The organism is uncultured Winogradskyella sp., assembly GCF_937958655.1.
Taxonomy (GTDB): domain Bacteria; phylum Bacteroidota; class Bacteroidia; order Flavobacteriales; family Flavobacteriaceae; genus Winogradskyella.
This window is the reverse complement of record NZ_CALGNH010000003.1, coordinates 49,226-65,001: the sequence shown is the minus strand read 5'-3', so window position 1 is coordinate 65,001 and position 15,776 is coordinate 49,226. Positions and strand designations below refer to the sequence as shown.

The 15,776-nt window shown below is 34.8% G+C and carries 17 protein-coding genes; 11 read left to right on the top strand and 6 right to left on the bottom strand.

Going from position 1 to position 15,776, the window contains the following annotated elements; all coding sequences use genetic code 11:
* A partial coding sequence (locus Q0800_RS00960) for a pyruvate dehydrogenase complex E1 component subunit beta (protein WP_299126819.1) occupies window positions 1–738 on the bottom strand: 738 nt, incomplete at its 3' end.
* 244 nt (window positions 739–982) lie between these two features.
* Here Q0800_RS00960 and Q0800_RS00955 point away from each other — a divergent pair.
* From Q0800_RS00955 to Q0800_RS00935, 5 genes are all read left to right on the top strand, one after another.
* On the top strand, window positions 983–1,729 hold the full coding sequence (locus Q0800_RS00955) for an electron transfer flavoprotein subunit beta/FixA family protein (protein ID WP_299126818.1): 747 nt from the start codon (window positions 983–985) through the stop codon (window positions 1,727–1,729).
* Window positions 1,730–1,860: 131 nt separating this feature from the next.
* Window positions 1,861–2,823: an electron transfer flavoprotein subunit alpha/FixB family protein gene (locus Q0800_RS00950; RefSeq protein WP_299126817.1), complete on the top strand. Its 963-nt coding sequence runs from the start codon at window positions 1,861–1,863 to the stop codon at window positions 2,821–2,823.
* Between the two features lie 235 nt (window positions 2,824–3,058).
* A complete protein-coding gene (locus Q0800_RS00945; protein WP_299126816.1) occupies window positions 3,059–3,673 on the top strand; it encodes a bifunctional nuclease family protein in 615 nt (204 codons plus the stop codon).
* Window positions 3,674–3,688: 15 nt separating this feature from the next.
* Window positions 3,689–5,416: a nucleoside transporter C-terminal domain-containing protein gene (locus Q0800_RS00940; RefSeq protein WP_299126815.1), complete on the top strand. Its 1,728-nt coding sequence runs from the start codon at window positions 3,689–3,691 to the stop codon at window positions 5,414–5,416.
* Window positions 5,417–5,603: 187 nt separating this feature from the next.
* Window positions 5,604–6,428, top strand: a complete 825-nt coding sequence (locus tag Q0800_RS00935) for a thymidylate synthase (protein WP_299126814.1) — start codon at window positions 5,604–5,606, stop codon at window positions 6,426–6,428.
* A 75-nt stretch (window positions 6,429–6,503) separates the two neighbouring features.
* Here Q0800_RS00935 and Q0800_RS00930 read toward each other — a convergent pair whose 3' ends face one another.
* Window positions 6,504–6,800, bottom strand: coding sequence for an isoamylase early set domain-containing protein (locus Q0800_RS00930; protein ID WP_299126813.1), 297 nt, complete (start codon window positions 6,798–6,800; stop codon window positions 6,504–6,506).
* A 284-nt stretch (window positions 6,801–7,084) separates the two neighbouring features.
* Here Q0800_RS00930 and Q0800_RS00925 point away from each other — a divergent pair, with 284 nt between their 5' ends.
* The 4 genes from Q0800_RS00925 to lspA are packed head-to-tail and all read left to right on the top strand — an operon-like array spanning window position 7,085 to window position 9,456.
* The gene (locus Q0800_RS00925; RefSeq protein WP_299126812.1) at window positions 7,085–7,450 is read left to right on the top strand and encodes a 2TM domain-containing protein; all 366 of its coding nucleotides are present in this window, start codon (window positions 7,085–7,087) and stop codon (window positions 7,448–7,450) included.
* 9 nt (window positions 7,451–7,459) lie between these two features.
* On the top strand, window positions 7,460–8,005 hold the full coding sequence (locus tag Q0800_RS00920; RefSeq protein WP_366518821.1) for a dihydrofolate reductase: 546 nt from the start codon (window positions 7,460–7,462) through the stop codon (window positions 8,003–8,005).
* Window positions 8,006–8,041: 36 nt separating this feature from the next.
* Complete coding sequence (gene fabD, locus Q0800_RS00915) at window positions 8,042–8,935, top strand: ACP S-malonyltransferase (protein ID WP_299126811.1); 894 nt, start codon at window positions 8,042–8,044, stop codon at window positions 8,933–8,935.
* Between the two features lie 11 nt (window positions 8,936–8,946).
* Window positions 8,947–9,456, top strand: a complete 510-nt coding sequence (gene lspA / locus Q0800_RS00910; RefSeq protein WP_299126810.1) for a signal peptidase II — start codon at window positions 8,947–8,949, stop codon at window positions 9,454–9,456.
* A 1-nt stretch (window position 9,457) separates the two neighbouring features.
* On the opposite strand, the gene Q0800_RS00905 is transcribed toward lspA, so the two are convergent.
* The 3 genes from Q0800_RS00905 to Q0800_RS00895 are packed head-to-tail and all read right to left on the bottom strand — an operon-like array spanning window position 9,458 to window position 12,923.
* On the bottom strand, window positions 9,458–10,735 hold the full coding sequence (locus tag Q0800_RS00905) for an amidohydrolase family protein (RefSeq protein WP_299126809.1): 1,278 nt from the start codon (window positions 10,733–10,735) through the stop codon (window positions 9,458–9,460).
* Window positions 10,736–10,738: 3 nt separating this feature from the next.
* On the bottom strand, window positions 10,739–11,758 hold the full coding sequence (gene galE, locus Q0800_RS00900) for a UDP-glucose 4-epimerase GalE (RefSeq protein WP_299126808.1): 1,020 nt from the start codon (window positions 11,756–11,758) through the stop codon (window positions 10,739–10,741).
* Window positions 11,759–11,762: 4 nt separating this feature from the next.
* Window positions 11,763–12,923: a DegT/DnrJ/EryC1/StrS family aminotransferase gene (locus Q0800_RS00895; protein WP_299126805.1), complete on the bottom strand. Its 1,161-nt coding sequence runs from the start codon at window positions 12,921–12,923 to the stop codon at window positions 11,763–11,765.
* 118 nt (window positions 12,924–13,041) lie between these two features.
* On the opposite strand from Q0800_RS00895, the gene Q0800_RS00890 reads away from it, so the two are divergent.
* Both Q0800_RS00890 and Q0800_RS00885 read left to right on the top strand, forming a co-directional pair.
* Window positions 13,042–14,277 (top strand): glycosyltransferase N-terminal domain-containing protein, encoded by a 1,236-nt coding sequence (locus tag Q0800_RS00890; RefSeq protein ID WP_299126802.1) that lies wholly within the window; start codon window positions 13,042–13,044, stop codon window positions 14,275–14,277.
* 85 nt (window positions 14,278–14,362) lie between these two features.
* Complete coding sequence (locus tag Q0800_RS00885; protein ID WP_299126799.1) at window positions 14,363–14,722, top strand: hypothetical protein; 360 nt, start codon at window positions 14,363–14,365, stop codon at window positions 14,720–14,722.
* Window positions 14,723–14,772: 50 nt separating this feature from the next.
* Here Q0800_RS00885 and Q0800_RS00880 read toward each other — a convergent pair whose 3' ends face one another.
* Window positions 14,773–15,771, bottom strand: coding sequence for a LacI family DNA-binding transcriptional regulator (locus Q0800_RS00880; RefSeq protein ID WP_299126796.1), 999 nt, complete (start codon window positions 15,769–15,771; stop codon window positions 14,773–14,775).
* Between the last annotated feature and the right edge of the window lie 5 nt (window positions 15,772–15,776).

The following is a 15,776-nucleotide window of genomic DNA, read 5'->3' as shown; positions in this document are numbered from 1 at the left end:
GATCGCTTTTCTATCCATAGGACGAACTGTTCTTAAATCTATAATCTCGCAAGAGATACCTTCTTTTTCTAGTTCATCAGCAGCTTTATAGGCTTCTTTAATAATTTTACCGAAGGATACAATGGTTACATCCGTTCCTTGTCGCTTTATGTCTGCTACACCAATTGGTAAAACATATTCTCCATCTGGCACCTCGCCTTTATCACCATACATTTGCTCACTCTCCATAAAAATAACAGGATCATCATCTCTAATGGCAGATTTTAAAAGTCCTTTAGCGTCATAAGGATTAGAAGGTACAATAACTTTAAGCCCAGGTGTATTTGCAAACCAATTTTCAAAAGCTTGTGAGTGTGTTGCAGCTAACTGACCTGCAGAAGCTGTAGGTCCTCTAAATACAATAGGACATTTAAACTGACCACCAGACATTTGCCTAATCTTAGCTGCATTATTTATAATTTGGTCAATACCAACCAAAGAGAAGTTAAAGGTCATATACTCTACTATTGGACGATTACCTGTCATCGTAGAACCAATAGCTATACCAGCAAAACCAAGCTCTGCAATTGGCGTATCAATAACACGTTTTGCTCCAAATTCATCTAACATTCCTTTTGATGCTTTATAGGCACCGTTATATTCAGCAACTTCTTCACCCATAAGATAAATGCTCTCATCTCTGCGCATTTCTTCACTCATAGCTTCCGCTATTGCCTCTCTAAATTGAATAGTCCTCATTCTTTATTTTTTAAACGAAGCACAAAAATACGGATTATTAAAAAATTAAATAAATCTAATTTATTTAAAATTTACTATGCATGCATAGTAAATATTCAAAATAAAATAATTACCTTTGCTTTAGGTTAATTTTAGCGCATTTTACCACTACAACGACCCATTTTTATGGCTTTTTTTTAGTTGGTTACCGAAAACGTTATAGTTAATCACTCAAGCTTTTACAAATCAATAAATAGTATAGATTATGAAGATTTTAGTGTGTATCAGCCATGTTCCTGATACAACTTCAAAGATTAATTTCACCGAAGGTGATACAAAATTTGACGCCAATGGTGTGCAATTTGTAATTAATCCTAATGATGAATTTGGTTTAACACGCGCTATGTGGTTTAAGGAAAAACAAGGCGCTAGCGTAGATGTTGTTAATGTTGGTGGTGCAGAAACAGAACCAACCTTAAGAAAAGCATTGGCCATTGGTGCTGATTCAGCAATACGCGTTAATACCGAAGCAACAGACGGCTATGCTGTAGCTAAACAACTTGCAAAAGTTGTGACTGATGGTGGTTACGATTTGGTAATTGCAGGTAGAGAGTCTATTGATTATAATGGTGGCATGGTCCCAGGAATGCTTGCGGCAATGACAGGAGCCAATTTTGTAACCAATTGTATCTCTTTAGAAGTTGACGGCACAAGTGCAAAAGCAGTAAGAGAAATTGATGGCGGAAAAGAAACAGTAAACACCGCTTTACCATTAGTCATCGGTGGGCAAAAAGGATTAGTAGAAGAGAGCGATCTTCGTATTCCTAATATGCGAGGTATAATGATGGCACGTAAAAAACCATTAAATGTGGTTGAGCCTGCTGAAGGTAACGCTGAAACTAAAGCAGTCAGCTTTGAAAAACCAGCACCTAAAGGTACCGTTAAATTAGTTGATGCTGATAATATAGATGAATTGGTAAGCTTACTTCATAACGAAGCTAAGGTGATATAAGCCTTCTCGAAGCCTTCCAGAGGAAGGATACTCATGGAAGCGACCTAAAAATTATAATGTTGAACAAAAAAACCTATTAACCCCTCGTAGGTAAAGTTCTTCCCCTCTGGGGAAGTTAGATGGGGCTCATTATGTCCATATTAGTATATACAGAATCAGAAAACGAAAAATTTAAAAAAGCAGCTTTGGAAGTGGTGTCTTACGCCAAGGCTGTAGCAGATCAATTGGGTACAACAGTAACAGCTGTTGCCATAAACGCAAAAGATAGCGCACTTTTAGGTGCTTATGGTGCCTCTAAAGTTTTAGCCGTAAACAATGCCGATCTAAACACATTTAATGCCAAAAAATATGCTGCAGTTATAGAACAAGCGTCGAAACAAGACGGTTCTAATGTGGTTATCTTAAGCTCTAGTGCAGACAGTAAATATTTAGCTCCTCTATTGGCAGTTGGTTTAGAAGCAGGTTATGTTTCTAATGTAGTTGAAGCGCCTTCGAGCATAGCACCTTTTACTGTAAAACGTACAACTTTTACTAACAAGGCGTTTGCAAATACTGAAATTAATACAGACGTGAAGATTGTTGGTCTTTCTAACAATTCTTTTGGATTGGTTGAGTCTGGCGGTAGTGCTACGGTTGAAGACTTTGCACCTACTATTCCAGATTCAGGAGTTAATGTATCTTCAGTAGATAAAGCAACGGATAAAGTATCCATTGCCGATGCCGAAGTTGTTGTTTCTGGCGGTAGAGGCTTAAAAGGGCCTGAAAATTGGGGCATGATTGAAGAGTTAGCCGATGTACTTGGTGCAGCCACGGCATGTTCTAAACCAGTATCTGATTTAGGCTGGAGACCTCATAGTGAACACGTTGGCCAAACAGGTAAGCCAGTAGCTTCTAACTTGTATATTGCTATAGGTATATCTGGTGCAATTCAGCATTTAGCAGGTATAAATGCTTCCAAAGTAAAAGTGGTCATCAACACAGATCCAGAAGCTCCGTTCTTTAAGGCTGCTGATTATGGTGTTGTTGGTGATGCCTTTGAAGTTGTACCTACACTTATTGAAAAATTAAAAGCATTTAAAGCTCAAAATGCATAAATTTATTACCTTGTAATAAGATTAAAGGACTGTTTAAATTTATACAATCTCTTACAACAACGTTTTGTCGAAAGTATTGAGAAAATAATCCAATTATACGCAATGCAGTTGGTAAAGTCCAAATTTAAACAGTTCTTTGTCTTTTAACCAACCCAACATTCTAAAAACAGAATGTCAACCTTTTGATAAAAAAGGAGAATCTAAAACCTCTTTCATAGAGTAGTTTTATAATAATATGAGCTTAGTTCGATTAAATATTAAAGGAATTTCTTACAGTCAAACCCAAAATGGAGCCTATGCCTTAATCCTTAATGAGGTAGATGGCGACAGAAAATTACCAATTGTAATTGGAGCCTTTGAGGCACAGTCTATTGCCATTGCATTAGAAAAAGAAATTCGTCCACCACGTCCATTAACTCATGATTTATTTAAGAATTTTGCAGATCGCTTCGATATTATTGTAAAGCAAGTCATCATACATAAATTAGTGGACGGTGTCTTTTACTCTAGTCTTATTTGTGAACGCGATAGAATTGAAGAAATTATAGATGCAAGAACCAGTGACGCCATTGCATTGGCATTGCGTTTCCAAGCTCCTATTTTTACCTACAAAAACATATTAGATAAAGCAGGTATTTATCTTAAGGTAAATCCTAATAAAGAGGATGAGGAACAAGATAGTATCTTAGTAGATGATCTTATTGCAGAAGAAATTGAAACTGGTGCAGTAGAACAAGATGGGTTTATAGATAAATCTTTAGAAGAACTTCACACACTCCTAGAAGACGCTGTTAATAATGAGGACTATGAAAAGGCTGCAAAAATTAGAGATGAAATTTCTAAACGTTAACTAATCTAGTTTTTCATGAATTCATTTTTCAGGGCCCTTATTGCTATTTTTATTGGACTTTCGTCAATTACAGCACAAGAGCTAGAAAAAACATGGGAATATGTTCCAAATGAAACGTTAGTTGGTTTTGGTGAACGCTTACTTGATATTGAAAATCTAAAATATTTGAACTTTGAAAATGGGCTGTTTGAATTTAAAAAATCCAAAAATTCTATAATATCTTATGGTGACTATATATATCAAAATAATTTGTTATTGCTATATTATGAAGTTCCCAAAGACACTGTTGAAACCTATAGAATATCATTAACTGATTCTACTTTGTTTATTTCTTCTAAGAGAGACCTGCGGTCATATAAAGGAAAATTTAAACAAGCTAAAAATGAAATATTAAGCAATAATTATGACAATTCGAACCTAACGGGAATCATACCTAGTCAAGGCTTTAGTTTTAATAGCTTATGGAGAGGTGTTCTAGGTATGGTGACTCTAATTTTTATCGCCTTTTTATTTAGTAGTAACCGCAAAGCCATCAATTGGAAAACGGTTGGTATTGGATTGGCCTTTCAATTAATAATAGCTATAGGTGTTCTTAAAGTTGGATTCGTAAAAACTATCTTCGAATGGGTAGGTCAGCGTTTCATAGATTTATTAAACTTTACTAAAGCAGGAAGTGAGTTTTTATTTGATGGCTTGGTAATGGACATGGATACCTTTGGATTCATATTTGCCTTCCAAGTATTGCCAACTATTTTATTCTTTTCAGCATTAACCTCTGTGTTATTCTATTTAGGTATTATTCAAAAAATAGTAAAGGCTTTTGGTTGGTTATTAACTAAACTTTTAAAAATATCTGGAGCAGAGAGTTTAAGTGTTGCTGGTAACATTTTCCTAGGACAAACCGAAGCACCTTTATTAATAAAGGCTTATCTAGAAAAAATGAATAAATCCGAAATCCTGTTAGTGATGATTGGTGGTATGGCTACCGTTGCAGGTGCTGTGCTTGCAGCGTATATTGGGTTTTTGGGCGGTGATGATCCTGCATTACGATTAGTTTATGCAAAACATCTTTTAGCAGCTTCAGTTATGGCAGCTCCTGGCGCAATAGTTATTTCGAAAATATTATTTCCTCAAACCGAAAGCATTAATACCGATGTTAAGGTATCTCAAGAAAAAATTGGATCAAACTTATTAGATGCCATTGCTAATGGAACAACTGAAGGTTTAAAATTAGCTGTTAATGTAGGCGCCATGTTGTTAGTGTTTGTTGCATTTATAGCCATGATAAATGGTATTCTTGGTTGGGCAGGTGAAATAACTTCACTTAATAGTTGGATGGCTGCAAACACACCATACCAATCGTTTTCACTAGAAGCTATTTTAGGAACTGTCTTTGCACCCTTGATGTGGTTGATAGGTGTTGCTAAAGAAGATATGATGATGATGGGACAGCTTTTAGGTATTAAACTTGCTGCAAGTGAATTTGTCGGCTATATTCAACTTGCAGATTTAAAAAATGTAGCTAATGCTACGCACCTCAATTATGAAAAGTCTATTATTATGGCAACCTATATGTTATGTGGTTTTGCCAACTTTGCCTCCATAGGTATACAAATCGGAGGTATTGGTTCTTTAGCACCAGGCCAACGTACGCAACTCTCAAAATTTGGTATTAAAGCCTTAATTGGTGGTACTATTGCCTCATTAATTTCTGCTACAATTGCTGGGATGATTATTGGGTAAAAGCCCCATTAATTCTCAAAGCGGAAACCTTGTTACCGTTAATAACTTTTTATATCTGCGCACAGAAATTTAACGCCTTTAATAGTCATTTTAATTAAATTCGTCTTACACAATTATAATTATTCGTAAAAGTTTCTTCCTAAGCCTGTGCTGAGCGCAGTCGAAGTAGGAAGACGGAAGATGGGCTATGAAACAATACCACGACTTAGTAAAGCACGTTTTAGAAAACGGAAATGAAAAAGGAGACAGAACAGGTACAGGCACAAAGAGTGTCTTTGGCTATCAAATGCGATTTGATTTAAGCGAAGGATTTCCGATGGTGACCACTAAAAAATTGCATTTAAAATCAATTATTTATGAATTACTGTGGTTTTTAAAAGGAGATACTAATATCAACTACCTTACAGAAAATGGTGTTCGTATTTGGAATGAATGGGCAGATGACAAAGGAGATCTAGGACCTGTTTACGGCCACCAATGGCGGAATTGGGCTAGCGAAGAGATAGACCAAATAAAGGAAGTCATCCAAACTCTTAAACAGAATCCTAACAGTAGGAGAATGTTAGTTTCTGCTTGGAATCCTTCCGTATTGCCAGACACCTCAAAATCATTTTCAGAAAATGTAGCTAATGGTAAAGCCGCTCTACCACCTTGCCATGCTTTTTTTCAGTTTTATGTAGCCGACGGTAAATTGTCTTGTCAACTATACCAGCGCAGTGCAGATATCTTTTTAGGAGTACCTTTTAATATTGCTTCTTATGCTTTATTTACCTTAATGATGGCACAAGTTTGTGGTTACCAGCCTGGAGACTTTATCCACACGTTTGGTGATGCACATATCTATAACAACCATATGGAGCAGCTAGAGTTACAATTATCTAGAGATCCTAGACCATTACCTAAAATGATCTTAAATCCTGAAGTAAAAGATATCTTTAATTTTAAATTTGAAGATTTTACACTTGTAGATTATAATCCACATCCTCATATTAAAGGTGTTGTGGCTGTATAAAAAAGAGTCTTTCAGAGCACAAAAAAAGCGTCTCAAGATTGAAACGCTTTTTTTTAGATTATTAGCTAGAATATTCTATAAATTTAATACTCCATTTTCAGCTGCTGCAAAATCATTCCATGCATAAGCATCTGCTTGCTCGTCATTGATGTAATTTCCATCTACAACATATCTAAACTCATAAGAGTTGTCTTTTTCTAAATCCACAGTACCTTTAAAAGTACCGTTCTTTAGTTTCTTTAATTCTGTAGCTTCAGTATTCCACTCGTTAAAGCTTCCAACAACTGCTACACTTTTTGCCTCCTCTGCAGGAATAGAAAATGTTACCTTACAAAGGGGCTTACTTTTTAAATACTGCTTTTTAATTGCCATAATTATAGTTTTAAATAATGTTCAAAAATATAAAAGAAAAAAGCAGATTTTATAATTAAACCCACTTAAAATGAAAGAATTATCAATTTCATAATATCAACTTTACTTTTTAGTAAACTTAATACTTTTAAGAGGTTAAAATTATGGTTTTAACAATTGTATTTTAAAGCTTTATTACTGATTTTCAGTAGAATCTGTTGTGAAATTAGTAAAATAGTCTCCTAAAAAAAAATCGATACCGTTTTAGGGAAAATAAAGTATCTTTATCTGGTAAAATAAAACGTATGTTCGGCAAAAAAAAACAAGTGTCTACCATAGACCAATCGCAGTTAGAACTCATCGAAAATGCGCAAAAAAGAATTCGTCAGAAAAAACGATTATATATTCATTTTGTCATCTTTTTAATTGGTGCGGTTTTTTTAATTTTAGCTAATACAGTTTTAGGTATTGGTAAAGATTTTACCATAGCTGGCATCAATTGGTTTGTTTATGCTATACTAGCTTGGTTGTTTCTATTTGCATACCACTTTATAAGCGTATTTATTACAAATAAGTTTATGGGTAAAGCATGGGAAAAACAACAACTCGAAAAATTAGTTAATCAGCAACAGCAACGGATAGATAAGCTTAAAGAAGGGTTGTTAAAATAAGAACAAAAAATAGCACAATCACCAGCTTATAACCAAACACATATAGAAGAAAAAAAAAAGTCTAGGGAACTCACCATAATTGTAGCCGCTGGCGAAGACAATGCTATAGGCAAAGACAATGATTTAATTTGGCACCTTAGTAATGACTTAAAACGATTTAAAAAACTAACTAGTGGTCATTATATCATTATGGGACGTAAAACATTTGAAAGCTTCCCTAAGCCACTACCAAACAGAACACATATTGTTATTACAAGGCAACAAGACTATAAAGCACCAGATGGAGTTATTATTGTAAATAATCTTGAAGATGCTATTGATGCTGCCCGCAAAGACAATCAGCCTTTTATTATTGGTGGTGGACAAATCTACAAACAATCCATGCGTTTGGCAGATAAATTAGAAATTACACGCGTACACTCCACGTTTAAAAACGCAGATACCTTCTTCCCAGAAATTGATAACACTACTTGGAAAGAAATCGAGAGAACCTCACATGATGCTGATGAAAAGCATGCTTATCCGTTTTCTTTTATTACCTACATAAAACGATAAATATTCCTATTTTTGCAGCACTAAATTGATAGTTCTATGAATGCATATATATTTCCAGGGCAAGGCGCTCAATTTTCTGGTATGGGTTTAGACCTTTACGAAAATTCAACTTTAGCGCAAGAGCTTTTTGAAAAGGCTAATAACATATTAGGCTTTTCTATAACTGACATTATGTTTGAAGGTTCTGCTGAAGACCTTAAAGAAACCAAGGTAACACAACCTGCAATCTTTTTACATTCGGTTATCCTAGCCAAAACACTAGGTGACCAATTTAAGCCGAACATGGTTGCTGGTCATTCTCTCGGTGAATTCTCGGCCTTAGTTGCTGCTGGTGCTTTGACATTTGAAGATGGTTTAAAATTAGTATCGCAACGTGCACAGGCCATGCAAAAAGCTTGCGAATTGCAACCAAGTACAATGGCTGCCGTTTTAGGATTAGATGACGCTGTAGTAGAAAAGGTATGTAGTACAACAGATGGTGTTGTTGTTGCGGCTAATTATAACTGTCCTGGCCAGTTAGTAATCTCTGGAGAAATTGATGCTATTAATAAAGCATGCGAAACCCTTAAAACAGAAGGTGCAAGACGCGCCTTAGTACTGCCTGTAGGTGGAGCTTTTCATTCACCATTAATGGAACCTGCTCGCGAAGAATTAGCTGCTGCAATAGAAAACACAACGTTTAGCAAACCCAATTGTCCTATTTATCAAAATGTAACAGCCTCTGCCATTACAGATGAAAACGAAATAAAAGCCAATTTAATTTTGCAATTAACAGCGCCAGTAAGGTGGACACAATCCGTACAGCAAATGATTGCAGATGGAGCAACGCATTTTACAGAAGTTGGACCTGGTAAGGTTTTACAAGGTTTGGTTAAGAAAATCCACAGAGAGACTGAAACTGCTTCGGCAACGTTTGATACTAATGCCTAAAATCTTAAATTTTGAAAAGAAACCTATTTATTACGCTTCTTATTGTCTTTAATATCGCTATTGACCAGATTTCTAAAAACATCGTTAGAACTCATATGGTTGAAGGAGCTAAAGGTAGAATGAATATTATTAAAGATTATTTTCAGTTAATTTGGGTAGAGAACAAAGGTGCTTTTTTGGGTATGGGAAGTGATATGAATCCCACACTACGTCTTATTTTTTTACTCGTTTTACCCACTATAGTTCTCATATACGTTATTTACTACATTGTAAAAACTCGAGAACTAGACCGTCTTAGTCTTATTGCCTTTTGCTGTATTATTGGCGGAGGTATAGCAAATGTTTTCGACCGAATAATTTACGGCCAGGTTACGGACTTTTTCTTTATTGATTTAGGAGGAGTATTTAAAACAGGCATCTTTAACGTTGCAGATCTCTCGGTTACCACTGGGATGATACTATTATTACTTAGTGGAATTTTTACTAGCAAAAAGAACGTAAAAAAACTAAAAACAGAATAAGCTACTGTTTATAAATCTTGCCATCTTTCATTACAAAAGTTACGTTTTGCATAACTGAAACATCTAAGTTAGGATCTCTATCAACGGCTATAATATCTGCTAAATAACCCGCTTTAATCTGACCAAGCTGATTCTGCATTTTTAGAAGCATAGCATTGGTTATTGTGGCACTTTGTATGGCCTCCATAGCTGGCATTCCTGCTTCAACCATATACCCAAATTCTTTTCCATTGTCACCATGATAAAAGACCGCTGCATCAGTACCAAAGGCAATACCAACACCTGCTTTATAAGCTCTAGAAAACATATCTTGAATTTTTGGACCAATATCCAAAGCTTTAGGTACAATAATATCAGGATAGTAACCCTCTATTTTAGCTTTGTCTGAAACAAACTTACCTGCACTTATGGTTGGCACTAAATACACATCATACTTTTTCATTAAATCCATAGTCTCTGCGCTCATCAATGTACCATGCTCTATGGTTTTAACACCACCTAAAATAGCCCGTTGTATACCATTGTCGCCATGAGCATGCGCAGCTACATGAAACCCGTAGTCTTTAGCAGTTTCACAAATGGCTTTTATTTCTTCAATAGTAAATTGAGGATTCTGTCCGTTTTTAGCCACACTCAATACACCTCCTGTAGCTGTTATTTTTATGAGATCTGCACCATTTTTATAACGTTGCCTTACAGCTTTTTTAGCATCCTCAACACCGTTTACTACACCTTCTTTTGGCCCTGGATCTCCCATTAAACTTCGCTTAGCTCCATTAGTTGGGTCTGCATGACCACCAGTAGTTGCGAGTGCTTTTTCTGCGGTAAAAATTCTGGGACCATCAACTTTACCAGTATTAATAGCATTTCGTAAAGACACATTAACACCAGAACCTCCCAAATCTCTCACTGTAGTAAACCCATTCAATAAGGTAATCTCAGCATACTTAACAGAACCAAATGCAATATCAGCAGCGTTTTGCGTGTAGGCTTGTAGATATTTTTTAGGATTGGTCTCATGCTCAATATGCACATGCATATCTATTAGCCCAGGCATTACTGTCTTTGATGTTAGATCTACAACATTATATTCAATATGTGTTGGTATTGTATAACCGTCATTCACAGCTATAATTTTATTACCAGAAACTACAATTGTTTTTTGTGTGAGTACTTTACCAGATTTAGTATCTATGAGTTTACCACAATGCAAATAAGTCTGCTGCGCAGCTAGTGTTGTTGAAACTAATAATACAATTAATTGAAGTAAAGTTTTCATAGATTATTTGTTTCTAATTTTTTGTTCCCATTTCCATGCAGAAGCCATAGCATCATCTAGTGTAAGTTCAGTTTTCCAACCTAAATCATTACTAGCTTTTGTTGTTTCTGCATAAGCCTCAGTAACATCTCCGTCTCGACGCGCTACTATTTTATAATTGAGTTTAGTACCAGATACTTTTTCAAATGATTTAACAACTTCTAGCACAGAGCTTCCTTTACCTGTGCCTAAATTGAAAATTTCGAAATTAGATTTATTTTTAGAAGCTATTAAGCGTTGTAATGCTACCACATGCGCTTTTGCTAAATCTACGACGTGAATATAATCTCTAACACAGGTGCCGTCCTTTGTTGGATAATCATCACCAAAAACAGATAACTGATCTCGTAATCCCACAGCGGTTTGTGTTATATATGGCACTAGATTTTGAGGTGCTCCAATTGGCAATTCTCCAATTTCGGCCGATGAATGAGCACCAATAGGATTAAAGTATCGTAAAGCTATACTGTTTAGTGATTGATCTACTTTACAGGCATCTCTTATAATTTCTTCTCCTATCTGCTTTGTATTTCCGTATGGAGATTCCGCTGGTTTTACGGGAGCGTTTTCACTAATTGGTAATTCATCAGCTTGTCCATAAACCGTGCATGATGAGCTGAATATAAAATTTTTATGGGTTAACTGACTTAGTTCTTGCAGTACATAAACTAAGGTGTTTATATTATTTTCATAGTACTTTAATGGACTTTGGACACTCTCACCAACTGCCTTGCTTGCTGCAAAGTGAATAACACCAGCTATATCCTTATGCGCTTCAAAAAATTGTTGAACATCGGCTTTAACCTTTAAATCTAAGGCTTTAAAATGTGGCTTCGTCCCTGTTATTTTTGTAATCCCTTCTAAAACATCAATAGAGGCATTACTTAAATCATCAATTATAACGACTTCAAAACCTTCATGCTGTAATTCTACTACAGTGTGAGAACCAATGAAACCTAAACCACCTGTTACTAATATTTTCATATAATTAAGCGTTATTGTCTATAAAATCTATTATTGTCTTTGTGATAAACTCTATCTGATCATCTTCTAGCTCTGTATGCATTGGTAAAGAAATTACGGATTTCACCAATTGATTGGTCACCGTAAAATCCGATTCTATATAGCGTTCATCCTCATAAGCTTTTTGCTTGTGTAAAGGGATAGGGTAATACACACCACATGGAATATTATTTGCTTGGAGATGCTGCACTAACGCATCTCTATCGATTCCTTTTAAAGTTAAAGTATATTGATGAAATACATGACAATCGCACGTATTGCAAATGCCTTTGCATTCCGTTTTACCACTTGGTGTCATAATATGAGAATAACCTTTAAAAGCTTCTGAATACTTTTGGGCAGCGCTGCGTCTTGCTGCATTATAAGCGTCTAAATAAACAAGTTTAGCATCTAACACTACGGCTTGTATAGAATCTAATCTAGAGTTAACACCAACAACATCATGATGATAACGCTTATACATACCATGATTAACAATACCTCTTATGGTATGCGCTAAATCGTCATCGTTTGTAAAAATAGCACCTCCATCTCCATAACATCCCAAATTTTTAGACGGGAAAAATGATGTGGAAGCTACATGACCAATTGCACCTGTTTTGGTTTTAGAGCCGTCGGTATGTGTATAATTTGCACCTATACCCTGCGCATTATCTTCTATAACGTATAAATTATGCTTCTTTGCCAGTTGCATTATAGTATCCATATCTGCGGCTAATCCAAATAAATGTACTGGTACTATAGCCTTTGTTTTTGGTGTAATGGCTTTTTCAATAGCCGCTATATCAATATTAAACGTTACAGGGTCTACATCTACTAAAACAGGCGTTAACCTAAGAAGTGCAATAACCTCAACCGTTGCGGCAAATGTAAAATCTGCAGTAATCACCTCATCGCCTGGTTCTAAACCCAAACCCATCATAGCTATCTGCAAAGCATCAGTTCCGTTAGCACAAGGAATAACATGTTTTACGCCTAGATAATCTTCAAGATTTTTTTGAAATTTATGCACTTTTGGACCATTAATAAATGCAGCGCTATCCATTACTTCTTGGATAGAAGGATCTACAACAGCTTTGATTTTAGCATACTGACCTTGAAGGTCTACCATCTGTATTTTTTTCATTCGAAAATTTCTAATTATCACTAATGATGCCAATGCACCAAAGCGAAAATACAAAATTGTAATCGCTATGCCAATGCAATTTATTGAAAGAAATGTATTTTAGCACAAATCTTAGACATTGAGACTACTCTATTCAATAGGAATTTTTATAGCAAGTTTTGCGATAAAACTTTTGGCAAAATTTAATACCAAATTAAAACTTGGTGTTAATGGTAGAAAAGTATCCCTTAAAACCTTGAGATCTAAAATCGAACCGAATGATAAAACATTTTGGTTCCACTGCGCATCTTTAGGCGAGTACGAGCAAGGTTTACCTGTTTTTGAGGCTTTAAGAAGAAGATATCCTGATTATAAAATAGTTTTAACTTTCTTCTCTCCATCGGGTTTTGAGGTTAGAAAAAATGCAAAAATTGCGGACGTGGCAGTTTACATGCCAATGGATAGCTTAGCAAATGCTAAGCAATTCTTAACTATTGTTAATCCTACTTTAATCATTTTTGTGAAATACGAAATTTGGCCTAACGTTTTATACGTCATTAAAAAACGAAATATAAACGCGCTGTTAATCTCTGCTGTGTTTAGACAAGATCAGAGCTTTTTTAAATGGTATGGCGGCTTAATGCGATCTTCATTATCAGCATTTAATCATATTTATACTCAGGATCAAAATTCTAAAAATCTACTTAATACTAATGGCTTTAAAAATGTATCGGTATCCGGTGATACTAGATTTGATAGAGTTTTTAATCAGTTAAAATTAGACAACAATATTCCTTTTATCAAAAAATTCATTAATACTAAAACCTGTGTTGTATTTGGAAGTACATGGCCAGCAGATGATAAATTATTTTTTGATTTTATTAATAAAAACCAAAATAAGGAGCTAAAATTTTTAATAGCACCGCACAATATCAAAAAAAATTACATAACTAAAATTAAAGCCGAACTTACTAAAAAGACAATCTGTTTTTCGGACATGGCAGATAAAAATGTATCTGAATACGACGTTTTTATTCTTGATACTATTGGCTATTTAAGTAAAATTTACAGTTATGCACATATCGTTTATGTTGGTGGTGCAGCTGGCTCTACTGGACTCCATAATATATTAGAACCTGCTGTGTTTGGCATACCCATTCTAATTGGTAATAATTACGATAAATTTCCTGAAGCTAAAGCATTAATTTCTAAAGGTGGTGTTGATTCAGTTTCAACTTCACAGGAATTATCTAATAAATTAAATGCTTTACTATTAGACGAAAAACTGACCAAACAAAAAGGCAAGATTAACAGCGATTTTATTCTAGAAAATAAAGGTGCAGTTCATAAAATTTTGGATACGATTAGTCTTTAAAATTAAATATATCCGTAATTCCACATTTAAATATGTTAAAATTAGTATTTTAGGGCATTAACAATTAACACTAAAACTAAAAACAATGAAAAAAGTTCTATTAAGTTTGGTTCTTGTAGCTGTACTTGGATTATCATTTACATCTTGTAGAGAAACAAAAGAAAAAACAGAAAACGCTATTGAGGAAGCAGCGAATTCAGCTGGTGATGCTATTGACAATGCAGCAGATGCCGTTGAAGATGCTGCTGGTGATGCAGCAGACGCAGCAAGCGATGCTGTGGATAACGTAAAAGAAGGTGCTGAAAATATGGCTAATGACGTTAAAGATGCCGCTAACGACGCTGTTGATAATGTGAAAAAAGCTGGTAATGACGCTGTAGATAAGGCTAAGCAAGCTGGTAATGATGCTATTGATAACGCTGCCGATAAATTAAAAGGAAATTAATACAACTTCTTTTTAAGTTATAAAAAAGTCTGATGCCAATCAGGCTTTTTTTATTTTGTAGATCTACCTAGTTTAAGTTCACTTGGCACTATGGTTGTTTCTAATCCATAATTATCTGTATTTAATTGCTGTAAGAGCAATTTAACAGACATCTCACCTATCTGGTGAGCCTTTTGATGAATAATGGATATTTTTGGACTAGAGAGTAGATTTGTATGCTCGTATCCAAAGCCAATAACAGATAAGTCCTCTGGTATTTTTAACCCTAATTTTTTAGCCATGTTTATAGCTACAATACCTGTAATATGATCTAAGGAAAGTATAGCATCTATAGATTTATTTGCTTTAAGATAGTTATAAATGGTTTCATCTATATTTTCTACATTATCTAATTTCAAAATATTACTCGTTAATTCATTTTCTTGTATCGCTTTTTCATAACCCAACGTTCTTAACTTACCAACACTAAGTTCTTCTATATTACTTACTAAAAGTATGTTGCTTCGTTTATCCTCATTAATTAAAAAATCTGTAGCTGTATACACGGATTTAAAATCATCAACTACAACTTTATTACAAGTAATATCATGCATTACCCTATCAAACATTAATACTGGGATTTTACGGTCTATAGCTTCTTTTATGTGTTTTGACACTCCATTAACTTGACTTTCTCTTGCTACCGCAATAATAAAACCGTCGACACTTCCATTTGAGAGTAACTCAATGCTCCGCTTTTCCTTTTCTAAGGACTCATTAGATAGGCAGACAATAATGTCGTAATTAAAATTTGTAGCAGTTATTTCAATACCATGCAGTACTTCCGCAAAAAATGGATTTATTACCGTTGGTAAGATAACACCTATAGTTTTTGTTTTATTATTTTTAAGCTGTTGGGCTATTCGGTTTGGTTTATAATTTAATTCCTCAGCAAGGTTGTTGACACGCTTTTTAGTTATATCACTAATTTCATGACTATCATTTAATGCTTTTGATACCGTTGAAATGGATATATTTAAACGCTTAGCTAATTCCTTTAGTGTTGTCATTTTAA